This is a genomic window from Chitinibacter bivalviorum (assembly GCF_013403565.1).
Classification (GTDB): Bacteria; Pseudomonadota; Gammaproteobacteria; order Burkholderiales; family Chitinibacteraceae; genus Chitinibacter; species Chitinibacter bivalviorum.
This window is the reverse complement of sequence record NZ_CP058627.1, coordinates 614,346-632,469: the sequence shown is the minus strand read 5'-3', so window position 1 is coordinate 632,469 and position 18,124 is coordinate 614,346. Positions and strand designations below refer to the sequence as shown.

The 18,124-nt window shown below is 51.7% G+C and carries 14 protein-coding genes and 2 riboswitches; of the genes, 2 read left to right on the top strand and 12 right to left on the bottom strand.

The window, feature by feature from the left end; translation table 11 throughout:
- Positions 1–160: 160 nt before the first annotated feature.
- From HQ393_RS02915 to upp, 7 genes are all read right to left on the bottom strand, one after another.
- Positions 161–2,341 carry a primosomal protein N' gene (locus HQ393_RS02915; protein ID WP_218871274.1) on the bottom strand — a complete coding sequence of 727 codons (2,181 nt, stop codon included), beginning with the start codon at positions 2,339–2,341 and terminating at the stop codon, positions 161–163.
- Positions 2,342–2,738: 397 nt separating this feature from the next.
- Complete coding sequence (hemE, locus tag HQ393_RS02910; protein ID WP_179357368.1) at positions 2,739–3,797, bottom strand: uroporphyrinogen decarboxylase; 1,059 nt, start codon at positions 3,795–3,797, stop codon at positions 2,739–2,741.
- Between the two features lie 37 nt (positions 3,798–3,834).
- Complete coding sequence (locus HQ393_RS02905) at positions 3,835–5,559, bottom strand: ABC transporter ATP-binding protein/permease (RefSeq protein WP_179357367.1); 1,725 nt, start codon at positions 5,557–5,559, stop codon at positions 3,835–3,837.
- Between the two features lie 94 nt (positions 5,560–5,653).
- Complete coding sequence (locus HQ393_RS02900; RefSeq protein WP_179357366.1) at positions 5,654–6,103, bottom strand: hypothetical protein; 450 nt, start codon at positions 6,101–6,103, stop codon at positions 5,654–5,656.
- Positions 6,104–6,169: 66 nt separating this feature from the next.
- Positions 6,170–7,855 carry a glutamine--tRNA ligase/YqeY domain fusion protein gene (locus HQ393_RS02895; RefSeq protein ID WP_179357365.1) on the bottom strand — a complete coding sequence of 562 codons (1,686 nt, stop codon included), beginning with the start codon at positions 7,853–7,855 and terminating at the stop codon, positions 6,170–6,172.
- A gap of 203 nt (positions 7,856–8,058) precedes the next feature.
- Positions 8,059–9,288, bottom strand: a complete 1,230-nt coding sequence (locus tag HQ393_RS02890) for a uracil-xanthine permease family protein (protein ID WP_179358373.1) — start codon at positions 9,286–9,288, stop codon at positions 8,059–8,061.
- Positions 9,289–9,309: 21 nt separating this feature from the next.
- Entirely contained in the window at positions 9,310–9,942 is a 633-nt protein-coding gene (gene upp, locus HQ393_RS02885) for a uracil phosphoribosyltransferase (protein ID WP_179357364.1), read from the bottom strand.
- Positions 9,943–10,196: 254 nt separating this feature from the next.
- Between upp and HQ393_RS02880 the strand changes: the two genes are divergently transcribed.
- Both HQ393_RS02880 and HQ393_RS02875 read left to right on the top strand, forming a co-directional pair.
- Positions 10,197–10,583 carry a VOC family protein gene (locus tag HQ393_RS02880; RefSeq protein WP_179357363.1) on the top strand — a complete coding sequence of 129 codons (387 nt, stop codon included), beginning with the start codon at positions 10,197–10,199 and terminating at the stop codon, positions 10,581–10,583.
- Positions 10,580–10,801 carry a hypothetical protein gene (locus HQ393_RS02875; protein WP_179357362.1) on the top strand — a complete coding sequence of 74 codons (222 nt, stop codon included), beginning with the start codon at positions 10,580–10,582 and terminating at the stop codon, positions 10,799–10,801. The genes HQ393_RS02880 and HQ393_RS02875 overlap by 4 nt, the downstream gene beginning before the upstream one ends.
- A gap of 300 nt (positions 10,802–11,101) precedes the next feature.
- On the opposite strand, the gene gcvP is transcribed toward HQ393_RS02875, so the two are convergent.
- The 5 genes from gcvP to HQ393_RS02850 all read right to left on the bottom strand — a co-directional run bounded on the left by gcvP (position 11,102) and on the right by HQ393_RS02850 (position 18,042).
- On the bottom strand, positions 11,102–13,966 hold the full coding sequence (gene gcvP / locus HQ393_RS02870; RefSeq protein ID WP_179357361.1) for an aminomethyl-transferring glycine dehydrogenase: 2,865 nt from the start codon (positions 13,964–13,966) through the stop codon (positions 11,102–11,104).
- A gap of 225 nt (positions 13,967–14,191) precedes the next feature.
- Positions 14,192–14,578 carry a glycine cleavage system protein GcvH gene (gene gcvH, locus HQ393_RS02865; RefSeq protein ID WP_179357360.1) on the bottom strand — a complete coding sequence of 129 codons (387 nt, stop codon included), beginning with the start codon at positions 14,576–14,578 and terminating at the stop codon, positions 14,192–14,194.
- A 164-nt stretch (positions 14,579–14,742) separates the two neighbouring features.
- Positions 14,743–15,867, bottom strand: coding sequence for a glycine cleavage system aminomethyltransferase GcvT (gcvT, locus tag HQ393_RS02860; RefSeq protein WP_179357359.1), 1,125 nt, complete (start codon positions 15,865–15,867; stop codon positions 14,743–14,745).
- Between the two features lie 53 nt (positions 15,868–15,920).
- Positions 15,921–16,034, bottom strand: a riboswitch (glycine riboswitch).
- Between the two features lie 11 nt (positions 16,035–16,045).
- Positions 16,046–16,144: riboswitch (glycine riboswitch) on the bottom strand.
- A gap of 78 nt (positions 16,145–16,222) precedes the next feature.
- A complete protein-coding gene (locus tag HQ393_RS02855; protein WP_179357358.1) occupies positions 16,223–16,690 on the bottom strand; it encodes a GNAT family N-acetyltransferase in 468 nt (155 codons plus the stop codon).
- Between the two features lie 71 nt (positions 16,691–16,761).
- A complete protein-coding gene (locus tag HQ393_RS02850; protein WP_179357357.1) occupies positions 16,762–18,042 on the bottom strand; it encodes a DUF445 domain-containing protein in 1,281 nt (426 codons plus the stop codon).
- Between the last annotated feature and the right edge of the window lie 82 nt (positions 18,043–18,124).

Sequence of the window (18,124 nt, the reverse complement as noted above, 5' to 3'; positions counted from 1 at the left end):
TGGGCTGTGGGAGTGGTGATTCACTGTATAGCGCTCTAAGGCTAAACAAAATGACGGCTAAATTAGGCTTAGGCTAGGAATTATCGTGCAACGATATGGTCAAATTGATTTTGCTTAATGGGTATAACCATCAAATCTATGCAAATCAAGACGTACAAGCCTATACCTCTATCGGATCCACATCCAAAGTCCAACGACCCTTGCCACATTTGATTACCTCGATATGAGGCATGGCTTGATGCAGCGCTCGTTGCAATTGAGCACGCTGCTCCGCCGCAATTAATAATTGGGCGCGCTCCACCCCCGCTTTTTTAACCATCGTAGCGGCAACAGGATGATTCAAAGTGAGCGGCAGCAAGAACTCCGGCGCTAAACGCTCAAAACAAGCTCGGATTAATTGCAAAATCTGCAGCGCATGCTCGATATCTGGCGCCTCGGCGCGAAATAGCACCCACGCTGCAGCTGGCGGCAACAACATTTCTGTGCGCTCAATTAACGTCCGGTTGGCAAAGGGAGCATAATCCCGGCCCAGTAATTGATGATAAAAAGGATGGTCGGCAAACGCAGTTTGTATCATGACCTCGCCCGGTGTCTCGCGTCGCCCTGCGCGGCCGGCGACTTGAGTCAGCAAGGCAAACAAACGCTCTTCAGCGCGAAAATCAACGCTAAATAAGCCAGTATCGGCATTCAGGGCAATCACTAGATTGAGCCGATCAAAATCATGCCCTTTTGCCAGCATTTGCGTGCCAATGAGAATATCAGCCTCCCCCGAATGCACCTGCGCCAAGGCGGCATCCATTTCGCCTTTACGCCGTGTGCTATCACGATCAATCCGTAAGATTGTTTTGCCCGGAAAATGGGTCGCCAGCGACTCCTCAAGGCGCTGGGTACCTTGCCCAACAGGTTTTAAATCTTGATTACCGCAATCGGGGCAGGCGTGAGTGATGGGCTCTTCGAAGCCACAATGATGGCAACGCAGACTGCGATCGCGCAAATGCAGCACCAAACGTGCCGAACAGTGCTTGCACGAAGCCATCCAACCGCATTCACCACATTGCAGCACCGGTGAATAACCACGGCGATTGATAAATACTAAAACCTGTTCACCGCGCGCTAGCGCCTCATGCATTGCGGCAAAAGCCATGCGGTTAAAGCCATCAATTAAGCCAGCTTTTTTAACTGGCAAGAGCGTGATTTTGGGTAATACCGCCCCGGGGACGGCACGCTCAGCCAAAGTGAGCATCTGATAGCGGCCAGCTTTAGCATTGGCCCAACTTTCGATGCTAGGCGTCGCAGACCCGAGCACAATCGGCACTTGGGCCGACCGCGCGCGATACACCGCCACATCCCGCGCTGAGTAGCGCAGGCCTTCTTGCTGCTTAAACGAAGGATCGTGTTCTTCATCAACTACAATCATGCCCAAATGCGGAAGCGGCGTAAAAATTGCTAGGCGTGTGCCCAGCACAATTTTCGCCTCGCCCGACAAGGCCGCAAGCCAATTAACTGCGCGTTCGGTGTCATTCAATCCACTATGCAGGCACGACATTTGCACGCCCGGAAAACGGGCGCGAAAACGGCCTTCCAATTGTGGCGTTAAATTGATTTCGGGGATCAATACCAAGACTTGTTCACCACGCCCCAAGACGGCCGCGATGGTTTGCAAGTACACCTCGGTCTTGCCACTGCCTGTAATGCCATAAAGTAAAAATGGCGCAAAGCCATGCGCAGCACTCAAGGCGGCGACCGCCGTTGCCTGTTCAGCATTGAGCGGTAAATTGGGGGTTGGCTCAGCCAAGACCGTCGATTCGGCGGCCGTTTGCACCCAGCCTTTTTCCGCCCACAGTTTGGCCCATTTCAAACCACTATCATGCAGTCGACGCAATGCGGCGGGGGTATAGGGCTGCTCTAATGCTTGCGCAACGCGCCGTTGTGCATGTGCGCGCGCGCTAATCTGCGCCAACAAAATGGCAACATCAGGTGCGTAATACACACAAGCGGGCGCGGGCGACTTAAATGCAGGAACATTACGAAAAACGGTAGGTAAGGCACTGCTAAGTACCGCCCCCAAAGGATGGTGATAATAGTCCGCCACAAACTGGCACAAGGCGAGGGTTTCAGGCGGTAATGCTGGCAGATCATCACGTATGGCCAAAATATTGCGGGTCTTACCCACAAATTCGCCCGCATCACTCCGGCGCTCAATCACGATGCCCGACAGTTGCCGCGGGCCAAATGGCACGATAACCCGCTGCCCGACATGCGGATCAAGATTGCCAATGGCATAGCCGAACAAACGATTCAGCGGCACATCGAGCGCCACCATCACAAAGTTACCGCTCACGTCATCCTCGGGAAAACACTCAAACTCAAAATAAACTCAAAGTTCTGCCGGTAAAAACAGCTCAATCAATGTAGAAAAATATTCCAAATCGGTTATGCACAGTTTCTGTGGATAATTTTGTGGACTAAGTGCTTAAAACCAGAAAAAACCCAATGGAGACTTGATGATGTTTAGATTGCACAAAAATTAAGCGAAAGAAAAATTACCAATATATTCAAAGACTTATTTTTTGACACGGATTTGCAACTTTCTTTTGATCCCCTATTGACAAGCAAAAAACAAGGGGATTTTTTGTGTGCATAACTTGGCGCAAGTTTGCGGACAAACACTTCAACACAATGCGCCAAGTCTATGATTTATAATCACATTACAAAATAAAGACACCTTGTAAGGTTTGTTATTTCTTGCCAGAAAAACGATGCACTGCCGCCACCAAAGCCCCCGCATGGTCTGGGTTGGTGTACTGCGAAATGCCATGCCCCAAATTAAACACATGACCCGTGCCACCACCATAACTGTTCAGGATGCGCTCTACCTCAGCCTCGATCGCAGCTGGTGGTGCAAATAGCGCCACTGGATCAAAATTGCCCTGCAGCGCCACTTTATCGCCAACACGACGACGCGCCTCGCCAATATCTGTCGTCCAATCTAAGCCAATCGCATCACAACCTGTCGCCGCGATATCCTCCAGCCATTGCCCACCACCTTTGGTGAACACAATCACGGGCACTTTGCGGCCATCATTTTCACGCTTCAAGCCTGCGACAATGCGCGCCATATATTGCAGCGAGAATTCCTGATATTTACCAAATGGCAATGAGCCACCCCAACTATCAAAAATCTGCACCGCTTGCGCACCCGCTTCGATCTGCGCATTCAGATAATCGATCACTGTGAGGGTATTGACTTCCAAGATACGGTGCAACAGGTCTGGACGCGCATACATCATGGTTTTGATATTGCGGTAATCGCTCGAGCTGCCGCCTTCAATCATGTAGCAAGCCAGCGTGTAGGGGCTGCCCGAAAAACCAATCAGTGGCACACGATTATCCAGCGCCTTGCGAATCGAGCTCACCGCATCGGTGACGTATTTCAGCTCGGTGCCAACATCGGGCACGTAAAGCTTTGCCACGTCCTCTTCAGTACGAACGGTACGTTCAAACTTCGGGCCTTCGCCCTCGGCAAAATACAGCCCTAAGCCCATCGCATCGGGCACGGTCAAAATATCAGAGAACAAAATCGCCGCATCGAGCGGGAAACGATCCAGCGGCTGGAGCGTCACCTCAGTCGCCAACTCGGTGTTTTTGCACAATTGCAAAAACGAGCCCGCATTTTTGCGCGTCGCGCAGTACTCAGGCAAATAGCGGCCAGCCTGGCGCATCATCCACACAGGCGTGTATTCAACAGGCTCACGCAATAAGGCGCGCAGGAAAGTATCATTTTTTAACATTTTCAAATCCAATCAGCCCCGACAATGGGGTTTTATCCATATTTTAAAGCGGGGAAAGCGCCCAAGCGCCCTGCCCTTGGCATTCCAATACTTGCTCGTGATATTCAACGAGGCCGGCACGATGCCCAACGCTGACCATCACGCCCTCTTTCATACATTCGGCAACCGCTCGGTAAAGCCGATCTTCTCCCTCGGCATCGAGCGCCGACGTCGACTCATCCATAAATAGGAAGTCGGGCTTAACCAACATCGCGCGCAGCAAGGCGATGCGTTGTTGCTCGCCCAAGCTCAGTACATGCGACCACGCATCGACCTCATCCAGACGCGGCATTAAATGACTTAAACCCGCCAAAGTCAGTAGACCACTAATTTGACTGTCATCTTGTTCCGCTTCATGTGGGTAATACAAAGCAGCTCGCAAGCTGCCCAGTGGCATATACGGCTTTTGCGACAGAAATAGAGTTCGGGTATTGCTCTGTACACCATACTGACCTTGGGCATAGGGCCATATACCCGCCATTGCACGCAATAGTGTCGATTTCCCCGCGCCCGATTTACCACGAATCAGCAGCGCATCACCCGCCTTCAGCGTCAAATTCACATCGCTCAGCAGTACTTCACCATTAGGCTTGCTGACCGACAGCGCAGTTAGCTGCAAACCCTGCGCAATCGGCTGTGGCTCAATGCGTGGCAAATCTTGTGCGTTGACTATGCTCGCTTCGAAGGTGGTTAAACGATCGATGACCGCTTTCCAATTGGCTAAGGTGCTAAAGCTGCCAATAATAAAATCGAGCGCGCCATAGACTTGTCCAAAAGCCGAATTAATTTGCATCAGGCCACCGAGTGGGATCTCTTTGGCAAAAAAACGCGGTGCGGCAACGATCAGCGGAAAAATAATCGCTAACTGCCCCCAAAATGAGGTAAACCAAGTCAGACGTTTGTTCATCCGCATCACCGACCAGAAATTTGTCACAACATTAACAAAGCGATAACCCAAACGCTCTTGCTCATCTTTAGCGCCATTGTAAAGCGCAATCGATTCGGCATTTTCCCGTACGCGCACCAAGCCAAAACGGAAATCAGCTTCATAGCGCTGTTGCATAAAGTTCAGTCCAACCAGTGGACGCCCCAGCAAAATCGTAATACCCGTACCAATCAGCGCATAAATAATCGCCACCCAAACCATATAGCCAGGAATTGACACTGCCGTGCTACCCAGCATCAATTTGAACGGACCAGAAAGCGACCACAAAATACCGATGAACGAGACCAGTGTCACCACCGAGCGCAATAAGCCTAAAGAGAGAGACAAAGAGATCGAGACAAATTGCCCAACATCTTCAGCGATACGCTGATCTGGGTTATCGGTAGCCTTATCGGTCAGTTGCAAACGGTAAAAGGTATTTTCTGATAGCCACCGCTGGGTGAAATGTAGGGTAGCCCAACGACGCCAGCGGATCTCCAGCATTTGCTGAAACCAGATCGCGTAAACCGCAATCACGATATAGGCAAAAGCCAGGTAGCCAAATTTATACAGCGCGGATTTAAAGCCCTTGGCATCCAGATTTTGCAGCGTATTGTAAAACTCGTTGTACCAGCTATTGAACTGGACATTCATATACACCAAGCCCAGCGATAAACTAATCACCAGCGCCAATAAACCCCAGGCGCGGTATTTATCTTCGGACACCCAATAGGGCTTGGCCAACTGCCAGAAATTGTGAAATAAATGGCGCACCGTGGGCGCTTTTTCAGAGCTGTTCGACATGCAGGTTAATCCATCGGGTCAGGGTGGAAATAGACGAAAAATGGCTGAAAAAGAAAAACGAGCGCGCTGCGCTCGTTGGCTTTCGCATCACGCATTATTTACAAGGCTTTTGCGTCCACGCCTTGCTATTGCCGCGACGGCATTGCCATTCCTGTTTCACACTTTTGATCTGCCAAACGTGGGTATCGTCGGTAAAGTTCATTACAAAACGATAGCGCTGCGTAGCAACTGAATCATCAGCCAGACCAGACTTAATCACTTCAAGCGTGACATTTTGGTAGTCTTCGGCTTTGGGGGATTTTTGGTTGATTTGCAGTGTTTGATAATCAGCCAGACCGTTCTCATCGCTAATGCGGTCAACTAAATAGTCATATACAACCTGCACTGGCGCTTGGCCGACTTTGCCTTTGGCAATCGTAATATCTGTGCCTTTGGCAATCGTCACATCCGCTTTCGCCGCCGCACTGGCAGTCTCTTCTGCCATCGCGGAGCCAGCCATCAGAACACTGGCGCTCAATACCGCTAATTTCAACAACTGCTTCATTCAATTTGCCCCAATTACACGCTATGAGATGAAAAACGCAGGCTTGGCCTCACCAAGCCTGGCGATTTACTTAGCCCAACTATCTTTCAAAGTCACCGTACGATTAAATACCGGTTTGCCACCCGCTTGGTGATCATGACGGTCGGTCACGAAATAGCCCAGACGCTCAAACTGATAGCGCGTTTCAGGCGCGGCGTCTTTTACGCAGGCTTCCACGTAGGCGGTGATGGTTTTGAGCGATTCAGTATTAATGAATTGCTTAAAGTCGAGATACTGACCATCGTCGCCACGAATCGCATCTGGGCGCGGCTCGGTAAACAGACGCTCATACAGGCGCACTTCAGCTTCGATCGCATGCTCGGCAGAAATCCAGTGGATCACGCCTTTGACTTTGCGACCTTCTGGATTTTGACCCAGTGTTTTCGGATCAATCGAGCATTTGAGCTCGACGATTTCACCGTTGGCATCTTTGATCACTTCATCGCACTTAATCACATACGAGTAGCGCAGACGCACTTCACCGCCCAAGGTCAGACGTTGCCAGCCCTTTGGCGGTTCTTCGGCAAAGTCATCACGCTCGATCCACAAGGTTGGTGAAATAGGAATATCACGCTCGCCCATTTCTTCGTGATGCGGATGGAAAGGCGCGCTGCGGCTGCCAGTAACGCCGGCTTCAAAATTGGTCAGAGTGACTTTAATTGGGTTGAGCACCGCAATCACACGTGGGCTTTCGGTTTCCAGCGTTTCCCGTACCGCACCTTCCAGAATTGAAAAGTCGATGATGTTTTCGCCCTTGCTCACGCCAATGCGCTGCGCAAACAAGCGAATCCCCGCTGGACTATAGCCACGGCGACGCATACCGCTAATCGTCGTTAACCGAGGATCATCCCAACCGCTGACCAGATTTTCCGTCACCAGTTGGTTTAATTTGCGTTTCGACGTGATCGAATACAGCAATTCGAGGCGTGAAAACTCGATCTGTTGCGGGTGAGCCGCAATCGTAATGTTGTCGAGTACCCAGTCGTATAGCGGGCGATGGTCTTCAAACTCCAACGTACACAAGCTATGCGTGATGCCTTCCAAAGCGTCGGAAATACAGTGCGAATAGTCATACATCGGGTAGATGCACCATTTATCGCCGGTCTTGATGTGCGTTGCGCGCTTGATGCGGTAGAACACTGGGTCGCGCAAATTCAGATTGGGCGAGCCCATATCAATTTTCAGGCGCAGCGTTTTGCTGCCATCGGCAAATTCACCGTTTTTCATCCGCTCGAATAAATCGAGGTTTTCTTCCACCGAGCGATCGCGGAACGGGCTATTGCGGCCGGGCTTTTGGAAGTCGCCACGGTGCTCACGCATTTCTTCAGCGTTCAGGTCGCAGACAAAGGCCTTGCCTGCCTTGATCAATTCGATTGCGTAGCCATGCAGTTGGTCAAAATAATCCGAAGTGTGGCGCACTTTGCCATTCCACTGAAAACCCAGCCAGCTCACATCGGCTTCAATCGCGGCGGCGTATTCGTCTTCTTCTTTTTCAGGATTGGTGTCGTCCATGCGCAAATTGCACAGGCCATTGTAATCGCCAGCAAGGCCGAAATTCAGGCAAATCGATTTAGCGTGACCAATATGCAAATAGCCATTGGGCTCGGGCGGAAAGCGCGTCTGGACTGCTTGATGTTTACCACTTGCCAGATCGGCATCAATGATTTGACGGACAAAATTACTGGTAGGTAGCGCTGCGTTTTCTTGGCTCATAACACTCGGTCTGGCAATAAAAGTGATTTAGCCGCCAATTCTACCAAACCTGAGCGCTTTCCGCGCTCTAATGGCAAAACTGTGGCTCAGTTTCAAATGTGTAAACAATAAAAAATGGCGAGACTCGCTCGCCATTGAATACTACGCCTGGGTATTAAGCTATAGACTTCATCGAAATTAGTCTACAGCTCAATACCCATCTATCAAATTTCAGCAGCTGAATCTGCGGGTGGATTGGGCAATAGTAAATTGAGTGCAATCGCCAAAATACTCACCAAGCCGACACCGACCAAGTTGAAATTACCTACTTGCACCATCAGGCCGCCAATCCCGCAGGTCAGCACCACCGATACAATCACCAGATTACGCGGCAACATCAGATCGACTTTGCTATCGATCAGCGTTTTCAGGCCAATTGACGCAATCGTACCAAACAGCAAGACCATAATCCCGCCCATCACCGGCATCGGGATCGATACCAAAATGGCGTTAAATTTGCCAAAGAAGGCCAAGATCACCGCCAACACAGCCGCGTAAGTCATGATCACGGGATTGAAATTGCGTGTAATCATCAGCGCGCCGGTCACTTCGGCGTAGGTTGTGATTGGAGGACCACCGATCAGGCCCGCAAAGCAGACGCCCAAGCCATCGCCGCCCAAGGTGCGGTGCAGGCCAGGGCTCACGGTGTAATCGCTACCTGTCACTTTACCCAAAGCCATGACACCCCCGATATGCTCAATCGTTGGCGCAATCGCCACTGGCAACATAAACAGCGCAGCAGCCCAGTTAATTTCAGGCGTTACAAAATGCGGCATCGCAAACCAAGGCGCATTGGCAATGCCAGATAAATCAACCACGCCCAAAAATACCGCCGCGATATAACCGGCAACGACGCCTGACAAAATCGGGACTAAGCGCAACATACCGCCCGCAAAAACCGAAACGATAATCGTCGTCGTCAGCGAAATCGTTGCCAGCAATAGCGAAACACCATACGGCACCAACTGCTTGCCGCCGCCCTGCCCCATCGCCATGCCCGATGCCGCCACGGCCACCGACAAACCAATTACCATAATCACCGGGCCGATTACCACTGGCGGCAGCAATTTATGGATAAAACCCATGCCGCGCCATTTGATCAGGCCAGCGATGATGAAATACATCAAACCGGCAAAAAACAGACCAAATTGCGTCGCAGCTTGGCCCCAAGTGTGCATGGAGAAAATAATCGGGCCGATAAAGGCAAACGATGAGCCCAGGAAAATTGGCACTTGGCGTTTGGTGATCACCTGAAACATCAATGTACCAACGCCAGCACCCAGCAGCGCCATCGCAGGGTTTAAGCCCGTCAGCAGCGGCACCAGCACCAGCGCGCCAAAGGCGACAAATAAAATCTGCGCGCCCGATATGAATTGTTTAATTTCGTGAAACATCATGACCTCTAGCAGAGCGCTTTATTTATTAATCGTGCCGAAAATTTTATCGCCAGCATCGCCAAGACCCGGAATGATGTAGCCCTGCTCATTCAGATGCGAATCAAGCGAAGCCGATACGATTTGCACGTCAGGATGTTTTTCATTCATTAGCTTCACACCTTCAGGTGCAGCCACCATCACGATCGCAATGATTTCCTTGCAACCATTGCGTTTGAGCATATCCACCGTCGCCACCAGCGAGCCACCGGTCGCCAACATCGGGTCAATAATCAAAGCCAGACGATCACCCAAATCACCGACGAATTTTTCAAAATACGGCACAGGCTGCAGTGTTTCTTCATCACGCGCCAAACCCACCACGCTGATTTTGGCCGAAGGCACTAAATCGAGTACGCCATTGAGCATGCCCAAGCCAGCCCGCAAAATGGGCACTACGGTCAACTTTTTACCTTTGATTTTTTTAACTTGCACTTCGCCGCACCAGCCATCAATGCAGACATCTTCCAGAGGCAGATCGCGTGTCGCCTCATACGCCAGCAAGCGAGCCAATTCTTCGGTAAGGAGGCGAAATTTATTAGTCGAGACATCGGCCTCGCGCAATAAAGCCAATTTATGCTGAACCAGAGGGTGGTTAACGACGGTAATTTGCATGGGATAATTTTCCGCAAAATGTTGAACTTGAGCCAATTGTAGACAGAAGTACCAAATTCACCATTGCGGAAAGTGCGCAGAAGCCAGTTTTATCGGGCGAAATTTGATATTGGGCAAGGCTGAAGCCTCGCACAATCATTCACCAAATCGACACGATGCTTTCATAATTTGACATCACAATCATTTTCATCAATAAATGACGTTCAAATAAATCAAACACTTGCCTGCACCAAGGCAATGCAGAGGAAAAGACGATGATTGATCACACCGGCGTCGTTGTTAGCGACTTTGCCAAAAGCCGCACTTTTTACGAAGCCACTCTCGGTGCAATTGGCTATGAAAAATTGATGGAATTTTCCAAAGCCATTACGGGCAGTACGGATGTGGCAGGTTTTGGCGAGCCACCCAAACCTGATTTCTGGATCAGCGCTGGTCAGCCCAATCAGCCTGTCGTCCATGTCGCATTTCGCGTCAATAACCGTGCCTTAGTCGATGCTTTTTATGCTGCAGCCCTCGCTGCAGGTGGTCGCGACAATGGGGCTCCAGGCTTGCGGCTACACTATCACCCGAATTATTACGGCGCTTTTGTGCTCGATCCTGACGGCCACAATATCGAAGCCGTTTGCCATGACCCCGTTTGAACGGCAATAAAAAAGCCACAAAAGCAAAACGGGGCAATCGGCCCCGTTTATTTATTCAAGCGATAAAGCTGCTATATAGAAAAATTAAAAAGCCCAAGGCCGTGGACGTGGAACAGGTCTCTGCTCCTCCGCCTCAGCCACTGTCAGCAAGCGCAACTGGCATTGGGCATGAAGCTCTGCTGGGATTTGTGGTGCAGCTGATTTTGCTGTTGCAGTAATAGCGTCGTTTTCAACTTCGCCCAGTGACATATCAAAGATGTGCAGCATGATGTGGCCCTCCCAAGTCATTCAAAGTCCGCGATTCGCGACGGAGACCCTTACAATTTTTTCCTTACAACTTGAATATCGGCCTGATTTGTCAGAATTTCAATCCCTTTATACTGTTTTATTAAAAAATATTCTGGGCGGTATAAAAAAGGAGCCCGAAGGCTCCTTTGCAGCAAACAAGACTACACACGCAATGTAGTGCTTGCAGCCCTTGTACCTACCCCCCTTTCAGAGAGGGGCATAGGGGATGACTAACTATAGTTATCCATACTTGGGCATGAACAAATCAGATTACGGTCGCCATATACATCGTCAATCCGGTTCACCGATGGCCAGAATTTATTATCCAGCACGTACGGCAATGGGAAGAACGCCGTGTCGCGGCTATAAGCGCGGTTCCACTCGCCGCTGATGTCGCCTTTACTGTGCGGCGCATTTTTCAGCGGATTATCTTCCAAGGTCCACTCCGCCGCTTCGACCTTCGCAATCTCGCCGCGAATTGAAATCATCGCCGCAATAAAGCGATCTAGCTCTGGCTTGGCTTCTGATTCAGTCGGCTCGATCATCAGCGTGCCCGCCACTGGGAAGCTCATCGTCGGTGCATGGAAACCGTAGTCCATCAGGCGCTTGGCGATATCCACTTCAGTGATGCCGCTCGCAGCTTTCAATGGGCGAATGTCGATAATGCATTCGTGCGCCACGCGACCATTGGCACCGCTATACAGCACTGGATAATGCGCGCCGAGTTTTTTGGCGACGTAGTTCGCGTTCAGCAAAGCAATTTCGGTCGCATTTTTCATGCCCGCCGCACCCATCATCGTGATATACATCCACGAAATTGGCAAAATCGACGCCGAGCCAAATTGCGCAGCAGAGACTGCGCCTTGGCCTTGCGCTACGCTCGCATCACCGACCGTAATCGGTGCCACGGCGTGATTGCTCATAAATGGTGCCAAGTGCGCCGCCAAGCCGATTGGGCCCATACCTGGGCCGCCGCCGCCGTGTGGGATGCAGAAGGTTTTGTGCAGATTCATGTGGCTCACATCCGCACCGATATCGGCAGGGCGAGTCAGCCCCACCTGCGCGTTCAAGTTCGCGCCGTCCATATACACCTGACCGCCAAACTGGTGAATCGTTGCGCAGATTTCCTTCACCGCAGCTTCAAATACACCGTGCGTCGATGGATATGTCAGCATCAGCGCCGCGAGGTTGTCTTTGTGCAATTCAGCTTTAGCCTTCAGATCGGCCACATCGACGTTACCGCTCTCGTCGCAATCAACGACGACAACTTTCATATTCATCATCTGCGCGGTAGCCGGATTAGTACCGTGCGCGGATTTTGGAATCAGGCAGATATTGCGGTGCGCATCGCCACGGCTTTCGTGGTAGCGGCTAATCGCCAGCAAACCAGCGTATTCGCCCTGCGCGCCCGAGTTAGGCTGCATACAAATCGCGGCAAAACCAGTGATGGCTTTCAATTGGTCAGCCAAAGTGTCGACCAAGATTTGGTAGCCTTGCGTTTGCTCGGCAGGTGCGAATGGGTGGATATTGCCAAATTCGGGCCAAGTCACCGGAATCATTTCGCTGGTGGCGTTGAGCTTCATAGTGCAGCTGCCCAATGAAATCATTGAGTGGTTCAGCGCCAGATCACGGTTTTCCAAGCGTTTCAGGTAACGCAGCATTTCGTGTTCGGTGTGGTAGCTATTGAACACGGGGTGCGTCAGGTAAGCTGAAGTACGCACCAATTCAGCCGGAATCGCATCGCCAGTTGCCGCATCGAGCGCACCCAGATCAACGTCTTTACCCGCAAACAGTTTGAGCAAGGTGGCTAGATCTTCAGCCGAAGCCGCTTCGTGAAAAGCCACGCCCAATACGCTATCGCTGACTAGTCTTAGGTTGTAACCCGCTTCTTGCGCTGCTTGGTACACGGCTGCTGCGTTGCTCAATTCAACTTGCACAGTATCGAAGAACGCGTTGTGAACGACCTTGCCGCCATTCTGAATCACACCCGCAGCAAACAGTGCCGCCAAGCGGTGCACGCGTTGCGCAATGCGTTTTACGCCCAACGGGCCGTGGTACACGGCGTACATGCCGGCCATATTCGCCAGCAGCACTTGCGAGGTACAAATATTCGAGTTCGCTTTTTCGCGGCGAATATGTTGCTCGCGCGTTTGCAGTGCCATACGTAGCGCAGTTTTGCCTTTGGCATCGATCGACACGCCGATAATCCGGCCCGGAGCCGAGCGCTTCATCTCGTCTTTAAACGCAAAATACGCAGCGTGTGGGCCACCAAAGCCCATCGGCACGCCGAAGCGTTGCGTGTTACCGACGGCAACGTCCGCGCCCAATTCAGCAGGCGATTTGAGCACCGCCAACGACAGCAAATCAGCCGCGACAATCGCGACGCCGCCCTTGGCTTTCAACGCTGCAATCGGGCCTGACAAATCAACCACGACCCCATCGGCACCCGGATACTGGAACAGTGCGCCAAAATAATCGCCAGCGCCAGCCTGATCGGCTGCGCCCACAACAACTTCAAAACCGAAGTATTTAGCGCGAGTCCTTACTACATCTAGCGTCTGAGGCAATACCTGCGCATCAACAAAGAATACATCTGCTTTCACTTTAGAAACGCGGCGCGCCATGGCCATCGCTTCAGCAGCTGCGGTGGCTTCGTCGAGCAAGGAAGCATTGGCCAATTCCAGACCAGTAAAGTCGATGACCATTTGCTGGTAATTCAGCAATGCTTCGAGGCGGCCTTGGGCGATTTCGGCTTGGTATGGCGTGTACGCGGTGTACCAGCCCGGGTTTTCCAGCACATTGCGCAAAATCACGCCCGGCGTCAGATTGGGGTAGTAACCCAAGCCGATGAAGGATTTTTTGATGATGTTTTTGCTGGCGATCGATTTCAATTTCGCCAACGCTTCGTGTTCTGGCAAAGCATCTGGCAGTGCCAGCGCTTGGTTAAAGCGGATATCAGCAGGGATGGTTTGGCCAACCAGATCATCCAAAGACGTTGCGCCGATTTCGGACAGCATCGCAGCTTGGTCGGCACTATTTGGGCCGATGTGGCGAGCCACAAACTCGTCACGATTAAACAAAGTAGAAAGCGTCATGGTGTACCTACAGGGTCATTCTTTGAACCAGTACAAAACGCAGCGAAGCGCTGCGTTTTACAAACTGATTTATTTTTTATATTCAGTCACTAAGCAGCCAATCAAGCTGCGAGCGAAAAGTTCAAGGACAAGGCAAGTGAGGCCGAAAAACCGGAATTTACTGAAGTAAATGAGGATTTTGAGGCTGAACTTAACGCAGTCATTGAGCTTTGCAGCCGCTGCGAATTAGGCGCCGATTTCTTTGGTGTATTCTGCTGCCGTGAGACATGCATCCAGATCCGCCACATTCGCTGGCTTCACACGGAAGAACCAAGCCGCACCGTATGGGTCGCTATTGGCCAATTCAGGTGATGCTTCGAGCTCAACGTTCACTTCCACCACTTCACCAGCAATCGGCGCGTACACGTCTGAAGCGGCTTTCACCGACTCAACCACACCGGCAGTTGCGTCTGCGTCCAGCACATCACCCACGCTTGGCAATTCAACAAAAACCACATCGCCGAGTAATTCTTGCGCGTGATCGGTAATACCAATCGTTACGGTACCGTCTTCTTCCAGACGCAACCATTCATGGCTGTTTACGTATTTTAATTCTGCTGGAACATTGCTCATGACTCTATCCTTTTTAGGGTATTTAATTGGAAATCTTTATTTAAAAGGTGTACAGGGATATACCCCTACGACAACTAAACTATTATAGGGTGCAATCAGCGAAGCGCTTTGCACCGATTTACGACAAGGAGCAATGCGGCGTTTCCTTATTGCACCCTACGGTTTTATTCAAATACTTTTTTGCCGTTGCGCACAAAAGGCATTTTCACCACGCGCACATCGGTCAAAGTGCCGCGAAGATCAACTTGCGCTGTCGCACCAGTCCCTGCCGGAACGCGCGCGATCGCCACCGAATGCTTGAGTGTCGGCGAGAAAGTACCGCTGGTGATGATGCCTTCGCCGATATCTTCAACAACGACCTTCTGACCTTCGCGCAACACGCCACGGCCTTCAAGCACCAAGCCAACTTGCTTCATGGCTACACCAGCGGCGCGTTCGGCCTCGAGCGCTGCGCGACCGATAAAGTTGCGATCGGCGGGTTCCCACGCAATCGTCCAGCCCATGCCGGCTTGCAATGGTGAAATGGTTTCGTCCATATCGTGGCCGTACAAATTCATGCCCGCTTCCAGACGCAGCGTGTCGCGCGCGCCCAAACCAATTGGCGCAACGCCAGCACCGAGCAAGGCTTTCCAGAATAATGGCGCTTCGTCGGCAGGCAACATGATTTCAAGGCCGTCTTCGCCGGTGTAACCCGTGCGCGCGATAAACCAGCCCTCTTCAACCGAGCCAAACGGGAAACCTTGGAATACTTTCAGGCTTGTGATCGTGCTTTCCCACTCTTCGTGCAGCACTTTGCAGGCTTTTTCGATGGCATTGGGGCCTTGGACGGCGATCATCGCCAGCTCGCGGCGCACAGTCAGCACCACATTGCGACCTTCGGCTTGCTTGAGCATCCAAGCGATGTCTTTGTCAGCCGTACCCGCGTTCACGACCATGCGGTAGCCGTAATGCGTGAGATATACGATCAAATCGTCAATCACGCTGCCGTCAGCCGTCAGCATGCCTGAATACAGCGCCTTGCCTTCAAAGCCGAGCTTTTCAACGTCATTCGCGATCAGCGTGCGCAGCCATTCTTTGGCCTCACCACCGGTGATATCGATGACGCACATGTGCGAAACATCAAACATGCCCGCGTCAGTGCGGACGATTTCGTGTTCTTTAAGTTGTGAGCCGTAATGGATCGGCATCGCCCAGCCAGCGAAATCAACGATTTTCGCGCCAGCAGCAACGTGCGAGTCGTAAAGGGGAGTAGTTTTGGGTGCAGCTTCAGTATGGGTCGTTGCGGTCATGAGACTTTCCTAGGGTATAACCTCATAGGCCGCCAGTTTCTTCGCCTGGCGGGCAACACCCCTCTGTCCTGTCACCTGAGATTTTCCAATCATGCTGTGATTGTTGAGCCCTTCGGTGGATGCTGCGGGCGCTTGATCGCCGAGCATCGCTCTCCAGAGTATTTGAGCCAACTTCGGCTCGAATTAAGCAGTCCTGATACCTGAGCGATTCGCGGGTGCCATTGCGCCTTCGGTGGTATTTTGTCACTAGACAAATACACTCTCCTGCTTAATGGGCTGGATTATCGGGGGAAGTTGTGACCTTGGCAAGCAAAGTTGCAGCGCTTTTTTACCAACGGCGAGCCTAAGCCGCAATTTATGCCAACATGCTCGACGCACGTTCAATTCTTTTCCCCAGCACGTCTTGCTCATCGAGCTTGAAACCCAAGGTCTGATAAAAATCTTTCGCCGGCACATGCGAGCCCGTGTATAAAAACACAGCCTGATAATCTTGCGCCAGCAGGCGAGACTCCAGCTCACGCATCAGCATCTTGCCCAAGCCACGGCCTTGCAGCTCATTGGCGACGCACATTTCCTTGATTTGAAAATGCCAGCTTTGTATCCAACGCTCGCCCCAGCCCAGCACCAGCGCGACGGGCACTTCATCGATCACGAGGCCCAAACCATAAAACCTTGGAAAATCGCCGAATGAGCACAATCTCTCTGTGACCGCTTCAATGATCCAGCCATCATGCCACGGTGCGGCATTAAAAACGCGCAAATACAAATCGCAAAATGGCGCGATATTGTCCGGATTGATTTCAATAAATTGAGGTGATGACAAAATTTGCCCTTGGTATTTTGATAATGCCTGGTTATTTTGCGCAAAAAGCAGAGTCAATCGGCCTTCATCAACTAAATAATGAGTTGATGCAGGCCATACAGCAATAGACCGATCAGCCCACCCACCAGCGTACCGTTCAGGCGCACAAATTGCAGATCGACCCCGACATTCACTTCGAGGCGCTCAACCATCACTTCGTCGTCCCACGCTTTCAGTTGCTCGGCGATAAAGAGGCCGATTTGATGGCGGTAGCGTTTCACTAATTGCCCCGCCGCAATCCGGGCATGACGATTGAGCCAGTCGGATAAACTCGGATCGAGCTCAAGCCGCTGCGCCAGATGCGATAAGCCCGAGGCCAATTTGCTATGCAGCATGGAGTCGGGCGCTTTTAATTCTGCCGCCAAAGCACTCACCACATTCGCCCAAATGGCATCAAGGCCATTCATCACCGCGGGCTCGGCCAGCATTTTGTGCTGCGCGGCGGCTAGACGCGCTTGCAGCTCGGGTTCATTTTTTAGCCGCTCTTGCAGTTGAGCCAAGGTGTCATCAAAGTGAACTCGCAACGCATGCCTATCATTGTCACGCATGCCCTGCACCTCACGCGCTGCGGCATGAACCAGTTTGCGCGCTAGATAGCGCCCGCCCGCCTCATCGAGCGCGATCCATTTGAGGTAATCGAGCTCGGCGGCGATGATGCCGGCCAAATGCTGTTGCAGCTCAGGCTTTTGCAATTGTTCATCGAGGTGCGAGAGGACTGCGTCGAGTAGCTGTTGATGTTGCCCACTTTGCCGAATAAAGCCCAAAATTTGCCCCGCTGGCGCGGCAAGGTCGAGCTTACTCAGCTGGGTGTGCAAAAGCTGGCGCAGGCGCGCTTGCATCACCGGCTCGGTCAGGCTTTGCAAGATGTAATGAAATAAATTGCTGATTTGTTCGGCGCTTTGCCGCGCATTAGTCGGGTTTTGCAACCAACGCGAGAGCTGCAACGCGGGGTTAAATTCGCCCACCTTGGCCATAATGCGCTCGGTCGAGAGAAAATGCGCTTCGATAAATTCGCCCAGGCTATCGGCGATGCGGTGTTTGTTTTTGGGGATAATCGCCGTGTGCGGAATCGGCAAATTGAGCGGCTGGCGAAAAAGCGCGGTGACGGCAAACCAGTCGGCCAAACCGCCCACCAGCGCGGCCTCGGCAAAAGCTTCAACAAAGCCCAACCAGCCCCATGCTGGATATTGCGTACGTAGCCAAATCACCCACACCAACAGCAGCGCCATGGCGATCAGCAAACCCGTGGCGCGACGCTTCATCATCCGCAGGCGTTCAGATTTAGCAGCAAATCCAGAATGCGTCGCCGACATGGCGCTCTCCTTTCGAAGTCGTAATGATCTTTGATTGAAGTTTAGGCATAAAGTCGCCAAACCGTCTTGCGACAGATTAAAT